This window comes from Staphylococcus sp. HMSC034C12 (assembly GCF_001835895.1).
In the GTDB taxonomy this organism is placed as follows: Bacteria; Bacillota; Bacilli; order Staphylococcales; family Staphylococcaceae; genus Staphylococcus; species Staphylococcus hominis.
The window spans coordinates 44,795-66,025 of record NZ_KV826316.1 but is presented as its reverse complement, the minus strand read 5'-3'; the positions used below and the strand labels follow the sequence as shown (position 1 = coordinate 66,025).

The 21,231-nt window shown below is 32.4% G+C and carries 16 protein-coding genes, 1 tRNA gene and 1 other RNA gene; 4 read left to right on the top strand and 14 right to left on the bottom strand.

Annotation, left to right across the window (positions count from 1 at the left end; genetic code table 11):
* Positions 1-450: 450 nt before the first annotated feature.
* The 11 genes from recR to gltB all read right to left on the bottom strand — a co-directional run bounded on the left by recR (position 451) and on the right by gltB (position 14,707).
* Positions 451-1,047, bottom strand: a complete 597-nt coding sequence (gene recR / locus HMPREF2629_RS04260; protein ID WP_002447967.1) for a recombination mediator RecR — start codon at positions 1,045-1,047, stop codon at positions 451-453.
* A gap of 7 nt (positions 1,048-1,054) precedes the next feature.
* Positions 1,055-1,372, bottom strand: a complete 318-nt coding sequence (locus HMPREF2629_RS04255) for a YbaB/EbfC family nucleoid-associated protein (RefSeq protein ID WP_002447964.1) — start codon at positions 1,370-1,372, stop codon at positions 1,055-1,057.
* 126 nt (positions 1,373-1,498) lie between these two features.
* Positions 1,499-3,208, bottom strand: coding sequence for a DNA polymerase III subunit gamma/tau (gene dnaX, locus HMPREF2629_RS04250; protein WP_070813172.1), 1,710 nt, complete (start codon positions 3,206-3,208; stop codon positions 1,499-1,501).
* Between the two features lie 64 nt (positions 3,209-3,272).
* Positions 3,273-3,800, bottom strand: coding sequence for a GNAT family N-acetyltransferase (locus tag HMPREF2629_RS04245; RefSeq protein WP_070813171.1), 528 nt, complete (start codon positions 3,798-3,800; stop codon positions 3,273-3,275).
* Between the two features lie 316 nt (positions 3,801-4,116).
* An RNA gene (ffs, locus tag HMPREF2629_RS04240) (signal recognition particle sRNA large type) lies at positions 4,117-4,386 on the bottom strand.
* Positions 4,387-4,482: 96 nt separating this feature from the next.
* Positions 4,483-5,208 (bottom strand): trehalose operon repressor, encoded by a 726-nt coding sequence (gene treR, locus HMPREF2629_RS04235; RefSeq protein WP_070443493.1) that lies wholly within the window; start codon positions 5,206-5,208, stop codon positions 4,483-4,485.
* A gap of 22 nt (positions 5,209-5,230) precedes the next feature.
* Complete coding sequence (gene treC / locus HMPREF2629_RS04230; protein ID WP_070443495.1) at positions 5,231-6,868, bottom strand: alpha,alpha-phosphotrehalase; 1,638 nt, start codon at positions 6,866-6,868, stop codon at positions 5,231-5,233.
* Between the two features lie 78 nt (positions 6,869-6,946).
* The gene (treP, locus tag HMPREF2629_RS04225) at positions 6,947-8,389 is read right to left on the bottom strand and encodes a PTS system trehalose-specific EIIBC component (protein ID WP_070813170.1); all 1,443 of its coding nucleotides are present in this window, start codon (positions 8,387-8,389) and stop codon (positions 6,947-6,949) included.
* A 176-nt stretch (positions 8,390-8,565) separates the two neighbouring features.
* A tRNA-Ser gene (locus HMPREF2629_RS04220) sits at positions 8,566-8,658 on the bottom strand.
* 58 nt (positions 8,659-8,716) lie between these two features.
* Complete coding sequence (locus HMPREF2629_RS04215) at positions 8,717-10,180, bottom strand: glutamate synthase subunit beta (RefSeq protein WP_017175202.1); 1,464 nt, start codon at positions 10,178-10,180, stop codon at positions 8,717-8,719.
* Positions 10,181-10,198: 18 nt separating this feature from the next.
* A complete protein-coding gene (gene gltB, locus HMPREF2629_RS04210; RefSeq protein ID WP_070813169.1) occupies positions 10,199-14,707 on the bottom strand; it encodes a glutamate synthase large subunit in 4,509 nt (1,502 codons plus the stop codon).
* Positions 14,708-14,857: 150 nt separating this feature from the next.
* Between gltB and gltC the strand changes: the two genes are divergently transcribed.
* From gltC to HMPREF2629_RS04195, 3 genes are all read left to right on the top strand, one after another.
* Positions 14,858-15,754, top strand: a complete 897-nt coding sequence (gene gltC, locus HMPREF2629_RS04205; protein ID WP_049382438.1) for a glutamate biosynthesis transcriptional regulator GltC — start codon at positions 14,858-14,860, stop codon at positions 15,752-15,754.
* A gap of 116 nt (positions 15,755-15,870) precedes the next feature.
* The gene (locus HMPREF2629_RS04200) at positions 15,871-16,992 is read left to right on the top strand and encodes a YibE/F family protein (RefSeq protein ID WP_017175199.1); all 1,122 of its coding nucleotides are present in this window, start codon (positions 15,871-15,873) and stop codon (positions 16,990-16,992) included.
* Positions 16,989-17,795: a YibE/F family protein gene (locus HMPREF2629_RS04195; RefSeq protein ID WP_017175198.1), complete on the top strand. Its 807-nt coding sequence runs from the start codon at positions 16,989-16,991 to the stop codon at positions 17,793-17,795. Before HMPREF2629_RS04200 ends, HMPREF2629_RS04195 begins: the two co-directional genes overlap by 4 nt.
* 66 nt (positions 17,796-17,861) lie before the next feature.
* On the opposite strand, the gene HMPREF2629_RS04190 is transcribed toward HMPREF2629_RS04195, so the two are convergent.
* Positions 17,862-18,245: an NUDIX hydrolase gene (locus HMPREF2629_RS04190; protein ID WP_017175197.1), complete on the bottom strand. Its 384-nt coding sequence runs from the start codon at positions 18,243-18,245 to the stop codon at positions 17,862-17,864.
* Between the two features lie 150 nt (positions 18,246-18,395).
* Here HMPREF2629_RS04190 and HMPREF2629_RS04185 point away from each other — a divergent pair, with 150 nt between their 5' ends.
* Positions 18,396-18,674: a hypothetical protein gene (locus HMPREF2629_RS04185; protein ID WP_048762529.1), complete on the top strand. Its 279-nt coding sequence runs from the start codon at positions 18,396-18,398 to the stop codon at positions 18,672-18,674.
* 230 nt (positions 18,675-18,904) lie between these two features.
* Here the strand turns inward: HMPREF2629_RS04185 and HMPREF2629_RS04180 are convergent, their stop codons facing one another.
* Together HMPREF2629_RS04180 and gmpC are read right to left on the bottom strand one after the other, a co-directional pair.
* Entirely contained in the window at positions 18,905-19,894 is a 990-nt protein-coding gene (locus HMPREF2629_RS04180) for a LysM peptidoglycan-binding domain-containing protein (protein ID WP_017175195.1), read from the bottom strand.
* Positions 19,895-20,370: 476 nt separating this feature from the next.
* A complete protein-coding gene (gmpC, locus tag HMPREF2629_RS04175; protein WP_002448016.1) occupies positions 20,371-21,213 on the bottom strand; it encodes a dipeptide ABC transporter glycylmethionine-binding lipoprotein in 843 nt (280 codons plus the stop codon).
* Positions 21,214-21,231 lie beyond the last annotated feature (18 nt).

The following is a 21,231-nucleotide window of genomic DNA, read 5'->3' as shown; positions in this document are numbered from 1 at the left end:
TGACATATTGTCATTCAGTTTTCAATGTTCATTTCTTCAACACAAGAATTAATTATACTCGCTATCGATATGAAAGTCAACAACTTTTTTAAATTAATTTTTTTGTGTGTTTAATGTTCGTTGATTTGTTTCGCTCAACAAATAAATACTATACAGGGTTTCTCCCAAATGTACAATGGTAAAAATTACACTACAAAGAGCGAAAGATAGAGACTAACCCACAAAACACGAACATTATATAAAATAATTTGTTAATAGTTAATATTAAAGTTGTTTTCTTTCAGTTTATAACTTTTTTTACATTACTTTTATCTCATAAAACAAACTTTTAAAAATTTACATTTTTTAAAATAATTTTAAAAAAAGCTATTTACAGTGTGATTTAGTATTGTTGAAGGCGGAATATCCTCGCTATTCAATACTCATCTACTATAAATAGCACATAAAAATTTACATTTCGGTTCTACCAGCAATTGCTTTAGAAAGCGTTACTTCATCAGCATACTCTAAATCGCCACCAACTGATAATCCTTGTGCAAGACGCGTTACTTTTATTCCAATAGGTTTTACAAGTCTTGAAATATACATGGCGGTCGATTCACCTTCTAAGTTTGGATTCATAGCTAATATAAGTTCTTTAACTTCTTCATCTTTTAATCTATCAATAAGTGTGGGTATATTGATATCTTCAGGTCCTATACCATCCATTGGAGAGATAGATCCATGTAATACATGATAAAGGCCTTTATACTCTCTCATTTTTTCCATTGCAATAACATCTTTATCATCTTCAACCACACAAATAATTGAACGATCCCTTTGTTTATCTTCACAAATGTAACACGGATCTTTTTCAGTAATATGACCGCAAATACTACAATAGGTAAGTTCTCGCTTAACATCTACTAAGGCTTTAGCAAATTTTACGACATCGTCTTCTTTCATGTCTAATGTATAAAAAGCCAGACGTTGAGCCGTCTTGGGACCAATGCCTGGCAGTTTCATAAAACTATCTATAAGTTTTGAAATCGGTTCAGGATAATGCATACTTAACCTACATTCCTGGAATATTTAAGCCTTGAGTATGTTTACCTAATCGTTCTTGCGTTAAATTATCTGCTTTATTCATTGCTTCATTTGTTGCAGCTAAAACTAAATCTTGTAACATTTCGATATCATCTGGATCTACTGCTTCTTCTTTAATTTCTACATCTACAACTTCTTTATGACCAGTTACAGTTACGGCAACCATACCGCCACCAGCTGTTCCTACAATACGTTCGTCTTTAAGTTTTTCTTGTTCTTGTGCCATTTTCTTTTGCATTTTTTGCATTTGCTTCATCATTTGTTGCATATTTCCGCCACCGCGCATCATTCATTTCCTCCTTAAATTTTCACATTAATTTTATTATAATTTATATTTCATTATACATACGTTTATATTTATTGTCATGTATGACTCATTCAACTTACCTTATAAACAAACTGATATATTTTATTATTCATCTATAATATTCACAGTATCTTCACCAAATAAATCTCTCGCTTTTTGAGCAATATCAGACGTTTCCTCTTTAGTATTATCTTTTGTACTTTCAGAAGAATGATGATCATTTTGTTTTCTATGATTAATATACTCGCTTCTCACTCTCATCCATTGATCTGAAGGGACACCTACTACTTCAACGTTTTTATCAATGATATTACAAACGACGCTTTCAATGTTTTTCCTTTTTTCTTCATCTTTATTAACAATTTCACAATGTATTTCTTCATCAAATTGAATTAATACACGTTTTCTACTTGCTGCTACTGGAATTGAGTTTTGCAATAAGCTGACTAAAGATTTTTTATCATTACTTTTAGCATAATCAATTACTTCTTGCCAATGTTCTTTAAGTAGTTGAATATCTTCTTTATTTGCTTCATCTAACACTTTAGCTATCTGCGTCATAGAAAATGCCGCTTTACTTTGACGTTTATTTCTAGAATGTGTGTTTGTTTGTGTGTGCTTTTTATTACTCTGTGAAATACCTTGTGCTTTTAGAGTTTTTAACTCATTTTCAAGTTGTTCCATTCTTTGTAATAACACTTCATTATTAGGTTCTGTAGCAACAGGCGTTGTTGCTACATTTTCTACTTTCGTAGGATTTGTTTTCACCATTTCAGCTAATTTAACTAATAACACTTCAAAGTGTACATTCTGATTCACACTAAATCTAATAGAAACGAGCGTATCATTTATAATATCTATCATATGATATAACGTTTCTAAATCAAATTGAGTTAAGGCATCGTAACTTGTTTGTTCATTGATTGTTTTATTCATAATCGTATCTCTTACGAAATAAATCATATCATTAATAAGTCTATTTACTTCTTTACCTTCAGATACAAAGTGATGATAACGAGAAAATGCTTCTTTTACATTTCCATTAACGATATCGTTAAATAATTCATTAAGCGATGCTTCATCTACACTACCCGTTACGTCTAATACATCTTGTAAGGTAAGATGCTCATCTCCAAAAGCAATTGCTTGGTCCATAATGCTTAATGCATCACGCATACCACCTTCTGATGCTTTAGCAATAAATTCTAATGCCGCTTCCTCATAATCTAGTGATTGTTCTTGTGCAACAAAACGTAATCGTTCGACAATTTGTTCGGTACTAATCGCTTTAAAATCAAAACGTTGTGCACGTGAAATAATCGTAGGTGGTATTTTATGCGGTTCTGTTGTTGCTAAAATAAAAATAGCGTGTGCTGGAGGTTCTTCTAATGTTTTTAATAAAGCATTAAAAGCACCTGTTGTAAGCATATGAACTTCATCTATAATATAAACCTTATATTTTGATTCACTAGGTGCGTATTTAACTTTATCTCTAATATTTCTAATTTCATCAACACCGTTATTACTAGCAGCATCAATTTCAATAACGTCACCATTTGTTCCTTGTGTAATGCCTTTACATACTGCACACTCATTACAAGGTTCACCATCATGGGGATTTAAACAGTTAATAGCTTTAGCAAACACTTTAGCTATACTTGTTTTACCAGTTCCTCTTGGGCCACTAAAAATATATGCATGAGATTGCTTTTCTTTTGAAATAGCATTTCTCAATGTTTTAGTGACATGTTCTTGACCTACAACATCATTAAAACTTTGAGGTCTAAACATTCGATATAAAGCTTGATAATTCACAGTCGCACCTCCAATACAATTACTTATCAATTATATCATGCAATATCTTTGATATATTAATTTTTTATACTTCTATTGATATTGGTTGTAGTTTCCCATGTAGATATTCACTTAATTGATCCCACAAGAATTTCACATAAAGAGACTTATCATCATTTTTCGATATAATATGATGTTGCGCCGCTGATGCATAACCTAACGCTGTAAAATACTCAGGACAATCATCTACAATAATAGCAGTATAATGATGAGCTTTCGCACGCTCTTCTACAGCTTGCACTAAAGCTTTTCCTATACCTTGATTTCGATAAGGTGTTGCTACAATCAAAGAAGATAATTGTAATACTTTAAATGTATCTTCATTATCAATGAGATTCACTTCATTTAGCATGATGTGCCCTATAATGTCCCCATCTTCTTTTTTCGCAATAACTTCTAATTCATAATTATATGTAGGTTGTTTTCTTAAATTAGAAATTATTTTACTATGTGATTTACCATCTAAACCTTTGTTATTAGTATAATGTTTTTCAAGTTTTTCTAAAGTCTCGATATAATCCATTTCAGTTAAAGTACTTAAATAAACTTGCATAACTTCCCCCTATAATTAACATGTTTCTAATCATATTTCTATTAAATGAATTGAGTAAATGTATCAGTGTATACACCCATAACCCTCATTATAAAAATAATTTAGGGTGTTTGTTTTTCTCAACATGCCTATTTTGAATATCTGTATATAAGTATGATGTTTATAGTTGTTCGATGACAACTTATTTAAATGATTTAAGAATCTTTATCTGTATTCTAAGTTCTTCTATAGTTTATATAAAAAAGGAGTGACTTTAAATTAAAGTCACTCGTAAAGTATATATATTTATAGAAATGATTAATTTTAAATTAAATAACCGTGCACCTTCGAATCGAGTGTACATCATAAACGTTACCGAAGTCGATAGCTAAATCTCGGCTACCCTACGGCACATATGAGTGTCCACTTAATGCTGCTTCCGTCAGGACCTGACATGATTCATGGGTTCATATTGCATAGGACCGAAATCTTCAAACACCTCGTGCTTCGGGCAGACTTCACAAAAGTACACCCTCAACGAAGGAATTAAGTCTCGCATAAAGCGGATTTCGAGTACAGGGAACCGCTACCTCCCCACCTAGCACGGTAAGTTTTATAATACTATAAAACGTATTAACGTTGCAAGTAAAATAGTATATTTATTTATAAATCATTCAAGTTAAAAACCAATTCAAAAATACTATTATTTATTTTGTCGACGAGAAAATTCATTAAACTTAAACTCTGTTGCTAGATGCTTTGAAACATTATATTGAAATCGCGTCGTATCTTTAAGAAAAACGGTACTTCTTACTGTCGCTGTATATGGATGGTGCACTTTACCAAACACTTGATATTCAAAATCCTTAAATGGTTCAAATGTAATTGATTTATTAGAATAGCTAATATCTAAATGAAGTTCTTTTTCTAAATAATCATAAATAGACTTTCTAGCTATTTCATTAGATATTTTAGGAACTAATGATGTTAGAAAATAATCTTCATCTAATATTTTAACTTTTCCATTTACACTTCTACTTCTTACTACATGACATAATAAGTCGTTATTTCTTAGACCCAATTGTTCTTTCACTAAAGGAACATCAGACGCCTTTATTATTTCATTTACAAGGACATATGTTTCATGATTTAAGTTTAACTTTTCTTTAACTTCTTTAAAGCTAATTAAATCTGAAAAAGGAAATTCAGTGATATCTTGTTGAATAACAATCGATCCTTTTCCTTTAATTTTTTGAATCATCCCATCATTTGCAAGTAATTCAAGTGCTTTTCTTACCGTTTCTCGAGATGAGTGATATGTTTCTACAAGTTCACGTTCTGACGGTAGTTGTTCACCATATAAGTATATTCCCTCAGAAATATCTTTTTTTAACTTTTCATAAATTACTGCAAATTTTTGTTGACCCATTTTTATTTTTTCACCCTATCACTTAATATGACTTACTAATTACTATCGCACCATATGGTGAAATCTTATTGTCAAGAATTTTACCACTTTGAATAATAATATCTCCTACTATATCAATATCATCTGGAATCCTAACAGCTTCATTTGAAAAGTTAGCAATAATTAACCAAGAATCATTTTTATAGTTGCGACGATAAATAAACAATTGTGGATGATCCATATACAATGGTTCAATATCTCCATAAGTAATGATATCATGATGATGACGTAACTTAATAAGTTGACGATATACATGTAAAACTGAATCTTTATTACTTATAGCATCTTCAACATTAATCGTATCTATATTCTTAGGTAAATCTATCCATGGCGTACCAGATGTAAATCCTGCATTTTCATTTTGATTCCATTGTATAGGAGTACGCGAATTATCACGCGATTTTTGGGATAAAATGGTCAAGATTTCTTCTTCTGATATCCCTTCTTCTTTTAGATGTGTATACGCATTAAGAGATTCTACATCTCTATATTTTTGTATTGATGTATAATGAGGGTCAGTCATGCCAATTTCTTCACCTTGATAAATATAGGGTGTCCCTTGTAACATATGCAACACAATAGCTAACATTTTTGCGCTTGCTTGACGATTCAATTCATTTGTGTCATCGCCAAATCGTGATACTACTCTTGGTTGGTCATGATTACACCAAAAAATAGCATTCCATCCACCACCATTATGGATACCTACTTGCCATTCCATTAAAATTTTCTTCAATTTAAGAAAATCATATTTTTCATTTGTCCACTTTTCACCATCTTTATAATCCACTTTTAAATGATGAAAATTAAATACACTATTCAATTCTTGACGCTCAGGACGTGTATATTTAATACAATTGTCAATCGTTGTTGAAGACATCTCACCTACTGTCATCATATTTCTATTTCCAAAAGTATGACGGTTGAGTTCATGTAAATATTGGTGAACGCGGGGGCCATCAGTGTAAAATTCTTTTCCGATGGCTTCTGAATTTTTAAATTCATCTTTAGAAATAAGGTTTATTACATCAAAACGGAAACCATCAACGCCAAATTGAATCCAATAATTTACCATTTCATAAAGTGCTTGTCTTACTTTTTCATTATCCCAATTCAAATCAGCTTGTGTCACATCAAATAAGTGTAGATAGTATTCATCAGATTTCTCATCATATTCCCAAGCATTTCCACCAAATTTAGATTGCCAATTTGTTGGTGGTCCATCTGCTGATGATTTGAAAAAATAAAAATCTCGATAAGGATTATCTTTTGAATGAATTGCTTCCTTAAACCAATGATGTTCCGTAGAAGTATGATTAATTACAATGTCTAGCATAACTTTTAAGTCTCGACGATGTGCTTCATAAATCAATTTTTTAAAATCATCTAATGTTCCAAACTCTTCATTAATTTTAAAATAATCGCTGATATCGTAACCATTATCATTCATTGGAGATTCATAAATAGGTGTAAGCCAAATATAGTCCACGCCTAAATACTTTATGTAATCTAATTTTTCAATAATACCATTCAAATCTCCTTTGCCGTCTCCAGTCGTATCATTAAAAGATTTAGGGTAAATTTGATACACTACTGATTTTCGCCAATCGTTTTGAATCATATTAATACCACCTTTATCTAAAAATATATTTTTCAAAATAATTAATTATTCACATCTTATAATGAAAGTTCATAACCCTCATTTTATATCATTGGGATTTTCTACCATTTCTTTAGCTTTAATTTTAGTGAATTTAGAAAAAATCACCGTTAATACTGCTGGCAAAATCATTGCTAATAGGATAACAAGTATATAAATATACCAATATTTACTTTGGATTGAAATAAAAGCTGGAACGCCTCCTACCCCTACATTACCAAGTACTCGATTTGCTCCAATGACTGCTCCTAAAACACCCGATGTACAAATAGCAGCAAAAAACGGTACTTTTAAAGGTAAATTCACTCCAAACATAGCTGGTTCAGTGACACCTAAGAAAGCAGAAACGCTAGATGTTAATGCTAATCCTTCTTCTTTTGCCATTTTTCGACGTTTATAAATTAACCATGCACCAAATGCAGCTGATCCTTGACAAATATTAGAAATGGCTACAATTGGCCATAAATAAGTTCCCTTTAAAGAACTGCCCATCAATTGAAAATCCACTGCTAAGAACATATGGTGTAACCCAGTAATAACAAGTGGTGCATAGAAGAAACCATAAATTGCGCCACCTAACCAACCCGCATGTTCAAAAATAAATTGTATAGCACCTGTAATCGCTGTTCCGATACCTAATGCTATAGGCCCAATAATAATAAATGATAGGAATCCTGTAATTAATAATGCTACAGGCCCTACTACAAGCATCTTAATTGAATCATGCACGACTTTATTAAGTGCTTTTTCAATTAAAGAAAGTACATAAGCCGCAATAAGTACCGGAAGGACTTGCCCTTGGTAGTTTAATTGTTTAATTTCTAAACCAAATAAATTCCATGTAGGAATATGACCCTTAGCTATATCATATTGTGAAACGAGTTGAGGATGCATTAATATCAATCCCAACACTAATCCTAAAATTGGACTACCTCCAAAGACTTTCATACTACTCCAACCAATTAAAGCTGGTAAAAAGATAAATGCTGTACTAGCTATGACGTTAATAATATTAGAAATATCACCTAATTGATGATGTTGTTCCACTAAGGCCTTAGGACCAAATAAATTTTCCATAGTTAAAAGATTATTAATCCCCATAAGTAAACCAGCTGTTACTAGTGCTGGCAAAATTGGAATAAAAATATCTCCTAATAATTTTACTAATCGTTGTAATGGATTGCCTTTTTTTGCAGCGGCAGTTTTTGCTTCATCTTTAGATGCAGTTTCTACACCGGTTTCATTTACAAACTGTTTATACACTTCATCTACTGTACCAGGACCAATAACAATTTGATATTGATTGTCAGCTTTAAATTGGCCTTTAACAAGCGTATTATTAGATAAAGCTTCCTTATCTACTTTATTATCATCTTTCAAAACTAATCGTAATCGCGTTACACAATGAGTAGCAGTATCTACGTTTTCTTTTCCACCTATTGCTTGAACAATATCTTGTACATCTTTTCTTTTTACGCCCACGATGTCCACTCCTTTGTTTCTAACTTAAACAAAGTATAACTTGTCTAGACAAGTTATGTAAAGGCTTTCATTAAATGATTTGATTTTTTAAAAATTTAGTACATAAAAATAAGCACTCAGTAAGTTACTGAGTGCTTATCTTCTTTATATTGATTAGTCTTGGATTTTAATGATAATGGCGGAGGAAGAGGGATTCGAACCCCCGCGGCCCGTTAAGGCCCTGTCGGTTTTCAAGACCGATCCCTTCAGCCGGACTTGGGTATTCCTCCAATGAACACAATAACCATCATATAATATTATTCATTGGAAGTCAATATTTTTATATTATTATGCTAAAACTTTTTGTTTGAGATATTGATCTACTGATTTAGCTACAGCTCGTCCTTCTTTAATTGCCCACACGACTAAACTTTGTCCACGACGTGCATCTCCTGCAGCAAATACTTTTTCTTGATTTGTACGATAATCCTGCTCATTTGCTACGATTTTATTTTGTTTAGTTTTAATATCAAATGATCGTGGTACTGTTGTTTCAGTTCCTTCAAATCCGATTGATAATAATACTAAATCTGCTGGCCAGTGTCTTTCTGTACCATCAACCACTACCATACCCTCAGGTGTTTCTTCCAAAATTTGGGTATAAACACCGCGAATATTACCAATCGCATCTACATCATATCGCATAGTTTGAACGCCATATGCACGAGGCTCTCTTCCAAATCGTGCTTCATATTCTTTATGAGCATAATCCATTTTAAATACAGGTAATGCTAAAGGCCAAGACGTGTTACTTTCAAATGTAATTTCTTCTGGTGCTTTTGTATACTTGTTAAACTGTACAATAGATTTACAATTTTCGCGTAAAGCAGTTGCTACGCAGTCTGCTCCAGTATCCCCTGCTCCTATAACAATTACATTTTTATCTTTAGCCGTAATTGAAGCTTCTTCAATCTCACCATTTAGAACTTGCATTTGCTCAGTAAGGTAATCCATAGCAAAGTGAATACCTTGTCCCATTCTACCTTCTAAAGGCAAGTCACGTGCTTTTTGAGCACCAGTACATAATATAATCGCATCAAATTGTTCTTCTAATTCATCACGTGTTATATCTACACCGATATTAGTATTTGTCTTGAAAGTAATACCTGCTTCACGCATGATTTCAATTCTACGTCGAACCACAGTTTTGTCTAACTTCATATTTGGAATACCATACATTAATAAACCACCTGGCTCAGCTGCTCTTTCAAAGACCGTAACTTGATAGCCTAAATGATTTAATTCTTCCGCAGCTGCTAATCCCGCAGGACCGCTTCCAACAATTGCCACGCTCTGATTTTTGTGTTCTTTTGGATATTTTGGTTTTACCCATCCATTGTCATAAGCTTCATCAATAATCGTGCGTTCGATACCTTTAATTGCTACAGAATCACGATTAATTTTCATAACACATGATTGCTCGCATGGTGCAGGACAAATACGTCCTGTAAATTCAGGAAAATTATTCGTCTCACTTAGACGTTCGTATGCTTCTTTAAAGTCTTGATGATACACTAAATCATTCCATTCTGGTATATAATTTCCTATTGGACAACCAATTGTTTCTCGTCCGAAAGGAAGTCCAGTTTGACAAAATGGCGTTCCACAATCCATACATCTTGCCCCTTGAATAGAGGCTTCTTCTCTAGAAAATCGTTGTTGGAACGCTTCGTGTCCTTCTAAACGTTCAATGAGTGACAATTCTGCTAATGATTGTTTCTCATATTTCATAAACCCTTTAAACTCACCCATAACTTTTCCTTCCTTTCTTTAATAAATCACAGCTGGTTGCAAGTCTTTTTCAATCGATGTGCGATGATCATAAAATGCAGCTAATTTTGCTTCGTTATCTTCTGATAAATGACGATGTTGTAACTCGATTTTTTGCATCATTAATTCATAATCTTTTGGAATTACTTTTATGACATGTTCAGTGACATTCTCAAATTGATTTAAGATATCTTTAGCTTTTGTACTTTCTGTATAACGATAATGTTCTTCTAACATTGATTTAAGTAACTGCTTTTCTTCATCATGTTGCACGCGTTTAAATGCTAATGTTGGAAGTTGGTTCGCTTTTTTAAATGCTTCGATATCACTTGGGAAGATATAACATACTCCACCACTCATACCTTGGCCAAAGTTTTTGCCAACATCACCAAGTATAACAACATGTCCACCTGTCATATATTCCAAACCATGATCTCCAATTCCTTCAACAACTACATCAACACCACTATTACGAATACAGAAACGTTCTCCAGCACTACCATTAATATAGGCTTTACCACTAGAGGCTCCATAGAAGCATACATTACCTGCAATAATTTCATTTTCACGAGCATGCTTTGGTGCTTTCACAACAACTGTTCCACCAGATAACCCTTTTCCTACATAGTCATTAGCATCTCCAGTATGATGTATTAATAGTCCTTTAGGAGCAAATGCACCTAAACTTTGCCCAGCATGGCCCATCGTTTCTGCAATAATCGTTTCTTCAGGTAAACCTTTACTACCATATTGCTTCGTAATATAACTACCCGTAATTACACCAACATTTCGTTGAGTATTATTAATTGTATATTGTCCTTTAAATGTTTCACCATTTTCAATACTTTGTTTTGCCTCTTTATATAAATAATTTAAATCGAACCCAATATCTAAATGATGATTTTGAGCTATTTCTTTTGTGTTCGGTCCATCAACTGCATGAAGTAATTTCTCAATATCAAGTGATGCAGCTTTAGATTTAGGATTAATATGACGAGAACGTTGTAATAAGTCAGTACGTCCTACTAGTTCTTCGACTGTTTTCAAGCCAAGTTCCGCGAGAACTTCTCTTAATTCTTCAGCGACGAAATGCATAAAATTGACAACATGATCCGCTTTACCTCTATAAAGCGCACGTAAATCTTTATTTTGCGTTGCTATTCCTACTGGACAAGTATCATTATGACACACTCTCATCATAATACATCCGAGAACAACAAGAGGTGCAGTTGCAAAACCAAATTCTTCTGCTCCTAATGCACACGCTAATGCTACATCTCTACCTGTTAATAACTTACCGTCTGTTTCTAAACGTACACGGCTACGTAAATCATTTAACTTTAATGTTTGATGTGTTTCTGCTAAACCAAGCTCCCATGGTAATCCGGCATGTTGAATACTTGTTTTAGGAGATGCACCCGTACCACCGTCATAACCACTGACTACAATTTTATCTGCAAATGCTTTAGCTACCCCTGAAGCAATCGTTCCTATACCTGTTTTAGATACAAGTTTAACAGCAATATCAGCATCTTTATTTGCATTTTTCAAATCGTGAATCAATTGCGCTAAATCTTCAATTGAATAAATATCATGGTGTGGTGGTGGAGAAATAAGCCCAATACCTGGTGTAGATCCACGTGTTTCAGCAATCCAAGGATATACTTTAGTGCCAGGAAGTTGTCCACCTTCACCAGGTTTTGCACCTTGAGCTACTTTAATTTGTAATTCTTTAGCGTGTTGTAAATACTCACTAGTTACACCAAATCGTCCTGATGCAACTTGTTTAATCGCACTTGATAAATAACTGCCATCTTCTTGAATGACATATCGTTTAGGATTTTCCCCTCCTTCACCGCTATTGCTTTTTCCTCCTAATTTATTCATCGCTTTTGCTAAAGTTTGATGTGCTTCCTCAGAAATAGAACCATAGCTCATAGCACCTGTGTTAAAACGTTTTACAATCGATTCTACAGATTCTACTTGCTCAATAGGAATTGATGATTGAGATTTAAATTCTAGTAAATCACGTAAATGGTCGTGTCTATTGTCATGCACAGCATTAGTAAATGTTTTAAATTGCTCGTAATCATTTTCACGACAGGCATGTTGTAATAAATGAATCGTGGTTGGATTAAATACATGATGTTGTCCTTGTTGACGCCATTGGAAGTTACTACCAGAAGCTAGATATTCTTCTTCATTACTTTGACGTTTTCTATTTTCTTCATCAATTTGTTCAATACTTAATCCTGATAATTTAGATTGTGTTCCTGTAAAGTAAGTGTCAATCACATTTTGAGATAAGCCTACTGCTTCAAATATTTGTGCGCCTTGATAACTTTGAACGGTAGAAATACCCATTTTAGCCATAACTTTAATAACGCCTTCTGATAAAACATTTGTATATGTTTCAACATTTTCAGAAATCGAACCTTCAAGATGATGACTATCAGTTAAATGAGCAATCGTTTGTTGTGCTAAGTAGGGAACGACTGCATTAGCACCATATCCAAGTAAACAAGCAACATGATGCACTTCACGTGTTTCACCTGATAAAGCAACAATACTTGTACTCATACGTAAATCTTCTTTAATAAGTAATTGATGAATATGACTTACAGCTAATAACATCGGCATAGCATAATGCAACGATTGAGTTGTATTGATAAGTGCGCTATCATCTAACACTAAAATTGTGTAACCTTCTTTTGTAGCTTGAATCGCTTCTTCTCCTATATGATTTAAAGCTTCTTCGAGTGAAATGTCTTGATACAGGGTCGATAAATGTTTCACGTTAAACTTACTTTGTTCAATTTTATCTAATTGATTTAATGTAAGAACCGGTTTAGTAAGCTGTATACGATTTAAGACATTCGGTTCTGGATGAAGTAAATTTCCTTCACTACCTAGATAAGATAACTCACTTGTTACAATCTTTTCACGATAAGCATCGATAGGTGGATTCGTTACTTGAGCAAACAGTTGTTTAAAATAGTTAAATAATGATTCTGGTCGTTCATTTAGTACTGCGAGCGGCGCATCATACCCCATGGCACCAATAGGATCTTTTTTTCCTATCAAAAGATCTGTCATATATTTATGAATATCTTCCTTAGTGTAGCCAAACTGCTTTTGTACTTTAAACAGTGTTGCTTCATCTAATAATTGACGTTGATATTGAACTTCGTCTAATTCTAAATCAATCTTGTATTGATCAATCCAATCTTTATAAGGATATTTATGTGCAATATGAGTTTTAAGTTCGTTATTTTCGATGACTTTATTAGAGTTAAAATCAACGAGCAATAATTTCCCAGGATTCAATTGTCCTTTAAAAGCAACGTTTTCTTCTGGAACATCAATCACACCCACTTCAGATGAGAAAACAATAAAATTATCTTTAGTGATTGTATAGCGTCCTGGTCGTAATCCATTTCGATCCGTTAATGCGCCAATTTTATCGCCATTACAGAATGAAATCATTGTTGGGCCATCCCAAGGTTCCATTAAATAGCTATAAAATTCATAAAATGCACGTACATGTTCATCATTGGATTTATTATATAACCATGGCTCTGGTATAAGTAACATCGCCGCTTCTTCAGGCTCCATTGCTAAACTTAAAAACTCCAACGCGTTATCTACAATAGCTGAGTCGCTTCCGTCTTCATCAACAATATTTTGAATTTTTTCACTTTCATTACCAAATAAAGTATTAATAAGTTGACGTTGACGAGCACGCATCCAGTTAACATTACCTTTAATCGTATTAATTTCTCCGTTATGCATAAGAAGTCGGTTAGGATGTGCACGTTTCCAACTAGGGAATGTATTCGTACTAAATCTAGAATGAACAAGTCCTAATTTTGATTGATAATCCTCATTGTTTAAGTCTAGGTATAACGTCTTGATTTGATCTGAACGTAACCAACCTTTATAGACAATCGTTTTATGAGATAAACTTGTAAAATATAAATCTAAATGTTCGCGTTCTGCATATTGTTCAATTTGTTTACGTGCTAAATAAAGCTGTTTAACAGGCGTTTCATGTTGGTTTAAATCTACAAACACTTGTTGTACATAAGGCATTGTAGAAGCAACATGTTCTGCTAATGCTTGTGTATCTACAGGTACATCTCTATAACCAATTACTTTCAATCCTTCATCGTTAAAGTATTGGTTAAATACAGTTTCATGCTGTGTACCTGAAACTTTTTGATTAGAGAAAAAAAGACCTACCGCATATTCACCTTCATTAGGTAAGTCGAAATGAGTATGTTTTTTAAAAAATTCGAAGGGAATTTCTGTCATAATTCCTGCGCCATCACCAGTAATACCATCAGCTCCAATACCGCCTCGATGGTCTAATCTACGCAACATTTCTAATGACTTTTCAATAATATCGTGAGATCTTAAATTATCCATATTGGCATAAAAACCGATTCCACATGCATCATGTTCCTCACGGTAATCATATAATCCTCTTTTTAGTCTATCTTTAAACACGATGCCCACTCCTTTTGAGAATTTTCAGAAAATTTACTGTTAATAACAATTAATATAATGTAAAATATTTATCTGAACAATATATTAAATAGATGATATCATTCTAATAATTAGAATATTTACGATATACTTAGATTAAGGAGGTAAAATATGGAAATTAAACAATTACGATACTTTGTTGAAGTGGCTCGCCGTGAACATATTTCTGAGGCTGCATTGGAACTTAATATTGCTCAATCTGCAATTAGTCGCCAAATCAATTTACTTGAAAAAGAATTACAAGTCCCATTATTTGATAGACAAGGTCGCAATATATATCTTACTTCGCACGGTAAAGCGTTACTAACACAAGCAACTCACATACTAGAACAACTTGATGAAACAGTTGCACTTTTTCAACAAGAACAACTTAAAAACGCTCATCATATCAATTTAGGTTTTGAAGAAAGTTATGCTTCTCATATGATTACACCTATTATTCAAACGTTTGAAAGAGAATATGATAGTCACATTATACCTAGTTTAATGAATCATACTCAGATAGTAGACTATTTAAATTCAGGAAAAATTGATATAGCTATTGTTGAGAATACATCTGAACTACAAGCAAACTCAACTCTTTCAATTACGTCTTTATATGAAGAAACATATCATTTATACGTACCTAAAGACGATGCTATTGCCTTATCATTTAATCCGCCCTTAACACAACTTAAACAATTTGAAAAAAATCCTTTATATACACTTCACGATTTTCCTGATTCTATTAAAAAACGATTAGAATCTGTAATTAAAGTACCTATATATACACTAGGTACAAAGTCTCTTGGTCAGTATCTATTAAAACAACGTCGTGGCCATCTACTCTTACCTGATTATATATCGTTGGATCATTCATCTGAACAATTAGAGGATATCTCTTTATCACATACAGAATTAAAACGTTCATTTTGTGTGGTATTTAAAAAAGACAATAAAAAAGTAGATATCTTTAATCTATTTCATCTCATTCAAACATTGCTAAATAAAGTTTCAACATATCACTAGGTCTTGTAACGAACACTAACACATAACATGTGATTGAATATCATTTTGAACACGCATATATTTACTTTATTGCAATAAAGGGGTAAATTATATAATTAAAAAGAGGTTTAGGTTTAATGAATATAAAGACACTTCATGTTTCTAAAATTAAAAACACTCATCGTCTAATTATTATTGTTACTTTCATAATGATTGGATTATTTATTTTTACATTTTTTAATGCTTCATTTTATCAAATACCTATTGGTAAAATCACAAATATCGAAACAAGTCATGGTCAAAAAGTCACAGACGAGCATCATAATACTGACACAAAATATAATCAACGATTAACTATACGCATTCTAAACGGTAAGTATAAAAACGAGATCACAACTGTTAATAATCATTTTGTAAAATCTCAAGCAGATTCAGAGCAATTTGCTAAAAACGAAAAAGTATTATTACATATACAAAAAGGTCCATCTGACGCTACCATTCTAGAAAAAAAACGCGATGGCCTTACTGTGGCGATTGTAGGCATATTTATCGTGACACTTTTAATTGTAGGCAAAAATGTAGGGTTACAATCAATTCTATCTCTACTATTTAACACTGCGTTTATTATTGTTTCCATAGGCATTCATAATACTTTTTCAGGTACAAATTTATTTTTATTAATGAGTATAGCCATTATTTTATCAACTATTCTTACATTAGTATTAGTAACTGGGTGGCAAAAACGAACTTGGGTTACGATAGTTGCTACTTTATCTGGAACGTTTTTATGTGTAGGGATTACTGAATTATTAATTCAGTTTACAGGTGGTAATGGCATCAAATATGAAACAATGAGTTTTTTAACGCTACCTCCAAAAGATGTCTTTATGTCTTCTGTTCTTATAGGAACATTAGGAGCGGTGATGGATGTAGCCATTACAATTTCTAGTGGAATGTACGAAATTCTCCAGCGTACGCCTCACATTTCAATGGCTCGTTGGGTTTTAGCTGGACGTCATATTGGCCAAGATATTATGGGTACCATGACCAATATCTTATTATTTTCATATTTATCAGGTAGTCTAGCTATGGTATTAATTTACTTAAAAAATGCGAATACATTTACTTACACAATATCTATGAACTGGTCTCTAGAAATGACACGTGCACTGACTGGTGGTATCGGTATTGTATTGACCATTCCTATAACCATAGGACTTATGGTCACTATATTTAAGTGGAAAGGAGTAAGTCGATGACTACAATTTTTTTACTCGCACTATTACTTTTTATTTTAATGGTTTTGCTTGGCGGTAAAAAAGGACTCATTTCCTATCTCACTTTATTTTTAAATTTTATTATTCTTATTATTAGTATTGTTTTCATTCTGTTTGGCATGCCAATCTACCTAATAGCCTTTACTTTTTGTCTTGTGACTGCTGCTTGTAACCTTTTTATTTTAAATAGTTACAATATCAAAACACAAGCCGCATTTATCGGAACGATAGTAACAACAGTGCTTCTTATCATAGGCGTCTATTTATCTGTAAAATTTGGTCATCTACAAGGTTTTGCTACAGAACAACAAGATGAAACCTATATATTTTCAATGAATATTGATATAAATATGCTACAATTCTCTGTTTTTACTATTATGTTGGCTGTCATCGCTGCTGTAATAGATTTAACGATTACAATAAGTTCACCAATGTATGAGTTGAATGAAACCAATCCTAATCTTTCTCGTAAAGAATTATTTCAATCTGGTATGCGTGTGGGCAGAGAAATTCTTGCTACTTCCGCTAATACAATTTATTTAGCTTATTTTGGTGGACAATTAACATTATTCTTTTGGTTTTTTCAACTTCATTATTCATTTGGGCATATTTTAAATTCTAAAATTTTTGCTCAAGAGTTTATCTCAATCTTATTAGGTGGCATTGCAGTCGCGTTAAGTATTCCTATCACGGCTTGGGTTAGTGCTCGGTTGATTAAATATCATCAACTTAAACAAACAGATCACCACATTACTACTTCATCCTTAAACGAAGATATAAAATAGTAAAGACCAAACAGTGGCATTTAATGATTGAAAGCATCAAATGTCACTGTTTTATTTATTCAATACTTATGTTGAAAATGTTTCAATCCACTTAATTACAGCTGGTGCGATATATTGTGTATCAAATTTATTGAACCAACGAATATCAGTAACTTCATTATCAATTTGAACTTCATTCCAATTAATACTTCGATTAACCTTAAATCCATTTAATTCGGTCAAAGTATTTGGTTGAGGATAGGCTTCACCAATCACTTTTCCAATATATGTAAAATCATCTTGAGAAAAATGAAGTTGTAGTTCTTCTTCAATTTCTCTTTGAATAGCTTCTAAGAGCGTTTCACCTTCATCAATTTTCCCACCAGGAAAATAATATTTTTCTCTGTGACGCACTTGTACCAGTAAAATTTGGTCCTCTGTTTCTTCCACTAAACATACACATTTAATCATTCTATTCATCCTTATTAAAATATTCTCACTTCAAAAAAATAATTTAATTTAGTATGATATTAACATACATTAAAACAAACATTGGGACAAATTCTTAATGAGTGGTATAACATTCAGATTTGTTTTTTATTTTTATGGAGGTCTTGTATGATGGCAAAACAATCAAAACTTTCACGCTTATCTAGTTTAGTAAGTACAGCAGGATTTATTGTGGATGGATATAATGGACTTAAATATAGTGCAAAAAATAAAAATTTAGTTTATCTATCACTAGCACTTAGCACAGCGGGTACTGTGTTCGATTTTATAGTTTCTATGAGATCACCACGTAAATTCCGTAAATTCACATCATTTATCTCATTTATTGTTAATGTGACACGCTTAGCTTCAAGCTTTAGAAAAGTGAAAGAAGATTATCATTTCGAATAAAAAAACGAGCCTAAGACATAATGAATTGTCTTAGGCATTTTTAATATATTGGCAGTCGATGACTGAAGTAAAAATACGCTTGTATCAAGCTTTTTTCAATTCTAGTCCCGGATTCCCAACATAAAGACTTTCAATAAGAAAGTCTATGTCCAACGCAAATTAGGGATACGTTGCCAAGGTAGGACGACGGATTCAAAATGAATTCTGTCCCATTTCCTTCATTTTTTTTACTAATGAATAAATTTATATTGTCTAACTTGATAGGCTGGAATTGTACGATATGTTAAAATTCCTGGACCTGCACTAAAGTTCATTTCAGATACTAAAATACTTCCATTACTATTGACGCGTTCTACAAATGCAACATGACCATAGTAGCCAGCATCTGATTGAGCAATTGATCCTACAGTAGGATGATAATCAATTCTATAGCCATCTCTTTCAGCTGCATTATCCCAGTTATTTGCATTCCACCAATATGTACTAATACCTTTACCGATTTGAGCACGACGATTAAAGACATGCCATGTACATTGACCCCAATCATATAAATTTCTATGATTAAAAATCGGTGTATGATAATAATAATTTGATGATGAACTTGTACTATTTGTATTACTACTTGATGATGCTGTGCCGCTTACGCGTAATGTTTGACCTGGGTAAATAAAGAAATTATTTAACCCATTTAAACGCATAATATTTTGATATGTCGTATTATATTTCCAAGCGATGCCCGATAATGAATCACCGTAACGCACAGTATAGTAGCTTGAAGAACTAGATGAATTTGAGCTACTTTGTGTGTGGCTACTCGAACGTGCTGTCCCTGAAACTTTTAATGTTTGACCTGGAAAAATTAAAAAGCTATGAAGTCCATTTAATTCCATAATATGGCGGTACGTTGTACCATAGCGACTAGCAATTGATGATAAACTATCTCCACTTTTTACTGTATATGTACTGCTTGAGTTATTACTATAAGAATGGGATGAACTAGAGCCTGAAACAGTTAATACTTGATTTGGAAAAATAAGATTTGATGTCAAACCATTTAATGATTTTAATTTAGCTATTGTTATACCATAGCGATTTGAAATAGACCATAATGATTCTCCACTTTTTACGGTGTGAGTTGTTGCTGCTTCTGCTTGATGTGCAAATATTGTACTAAATGCCCCAGTTCCAATAATTGCTGTTGCAAGAACTTTTTTATTCATAAATAAGCGCCTCCTTAATTTTATGCTTATCTTTGACATGTCCTCATGACAATTGTTGTATTAACGCTTAGTTTTATTACGTTAATTCTAGTGCTTTAACTTTAATTTTTTCTACTCAAGTAGTCTACTTATATAAATTAATATATTTCATCATAATATTCCATTTCAATTTGATTACATAATGATGAAATTTTAGTACGATACTTATAAATTTAAAACTTTATAAAAATCAATTTCTTTAGTCTAATTATTGCATAACGCAAATAAGGATTTTTTTAATGTGATTATATTTAATCAAAAATTTATGATACTATTGAAAATGATATAAAAAAAGAGCGAGACAGAATTCATGTTTGAATTAGCTGTCCCACTCCAAGAGTCGAAAAAAGCTTGATATATGTGTATTTTTAATTCATTAACCTACGATACATGCTAAACGACTAAACAACGATTGATATTCTACAATTTTTAACTTACTATTTTAAGCTATCTTCAATGTCTTTAATTTCTTTTTGAGATAAATCGACTGCTTTTTCGCCATCTTTAGTGTCTTTTTTCAATGCTTCTTGTGCTTCTTTACTATGATATAGATCTACAATTTTTTTGTATGTTTTATTATCTTTATCTTTTGAGTTAACGGCAATTAAATTAATGTATGGTTTAACTGCATCTGAAGTAGAACTTTCTAAATAAATTGGATCTTTCTTAGCATCTAAGCCTGCTTTCGTTGCTACACCATTGTTGATAACTGAAATATCAACATCATCTAATGCACGTGCAGTTTGTTGAGCATCTACTTCTTTAATTTTTAAATGTTTAGGGTTATCTTTAATATCTTTTGTTGTACCACTTAAACCAAAGTTATCTTTTAATTTAATAAGTCCTGCTGATTCTAATAATTTTAAAGCACGCGCTTGGTTAGAAACATCATTTGGAATCATCACTTGCGCGCCATCTTTAACATCTTTAATATCTTTTACTTTTTTAGAATAGATGCCTAAAGGTGCTAATACGGTTGTACTAATTGCTTCAATTTTTGCATCTTTATGTGCTTTTTTATATTCATTTAAGAAAGCAAAGTGTTGGAATGCATTCATATCGATATCTCCATCACTTAATGCTTTATTAGGTACGTTATAATCTGAAAAGTGCTTAATTTCTAAATCAATATCATCTTTTTTTGCTAATTCTTTTACTTTTTCCCAAGCAGCAGTATCATTTGATGCTACGCCAACTGTTACTTTCTTACTATTTCCTCCGCCTGAACATGCCGCAAGGACAATAATAGATGCTAATAATAAACCGATTATTCTCTTCATTAAAAACTGCCTCCCAAT

Coding starts and splice junctions, on each gene's coding strand:
- gmpC (WP_002448016.1), bottom strand. CDS start 21,213: ATGAAGAGAATAATCGGTTTATTATTAGCATCTATTATTGTCCTTGCG.
- HMPREF2629_RS04255 (WP_002447964.1), bottom strand. CDS start 1,372: ATGCGCGGTGGCGGAAATATGCAACAAATGATGAAGCAAATGCAAAAA.
- HMPREF2629_RS04245 (WP_070813171.1), bottom strand. CDS start 3,800: ATGCAAGTTTATTTAAGTACTTTAACTGAAATGGATTATATCGAGACT.
- treC (WP_070443495.1), bottom strand. CDS start 6,868: ATGATTCAAAACGATTGGCGAAAATCAGTAGTGTATCAAATTTACCCT.
- treR (WP_070443493.1), bottom strand. CDS start 5,208: ATGGGTCAACAAAAATTTGCAGTAATTTATGAAAAGTTAAAAAAAGAT.
- HMPREF2629_RS04190 (WP_017175197.1), bottom strand. CDS start 18,245: ATGATTAAATGTGTATGTTTAGTGGAAGAAACAGAGGACCAAATTTTA.
- HMPREF2629_RS04215 (WP_017175202.1), bottom strand. CDS start 10,180: ATGGGTGAGTTTAAAGGGTTTATGAAATATGAGAAACAATCATTAGCA.
- recR (WP_002447967.1), bottom strand. CDS start 1,047: ATGCATTATCCTGAACCGATTTCAAAACTTATAGATAGTTTTATGAAA.
- HMPREF2629_RS04195 (WP_017175198.1), top strand. CDS start 16,989: ATGACTACAATTTTTTTACTCGCACTATTACTTTTTATTTTAATGGTT.
- gltC (WP_049382438.1), top strand. CDS start 14,858: ATGGAAATTAAACAATTACGATACTTTGTTGAAGTGGCTCGCCGTGAA.
- HMPREF2629_RS04180 (WP_017175195.1), bottom strand. CDS start 19,894: ATGAATAAAAAAGTTCTTGCAACAGCAATTATTGGAACTGGGGCATTT.
- HMPREF2629_RS04185 (WP_048762529.1), top strand. CDS start 18,396: ATGGCAAAACAATCAAAACTTTCACGCTTATCTAGTTTAGTAAGTACA.
- HMPREF2629_RS04200 (WP_017175199.1), top strand. CDS start 15,871: ATGAATATAAAGACACTTCATGTTTCTAAAATTAAAAACACTCATCGT.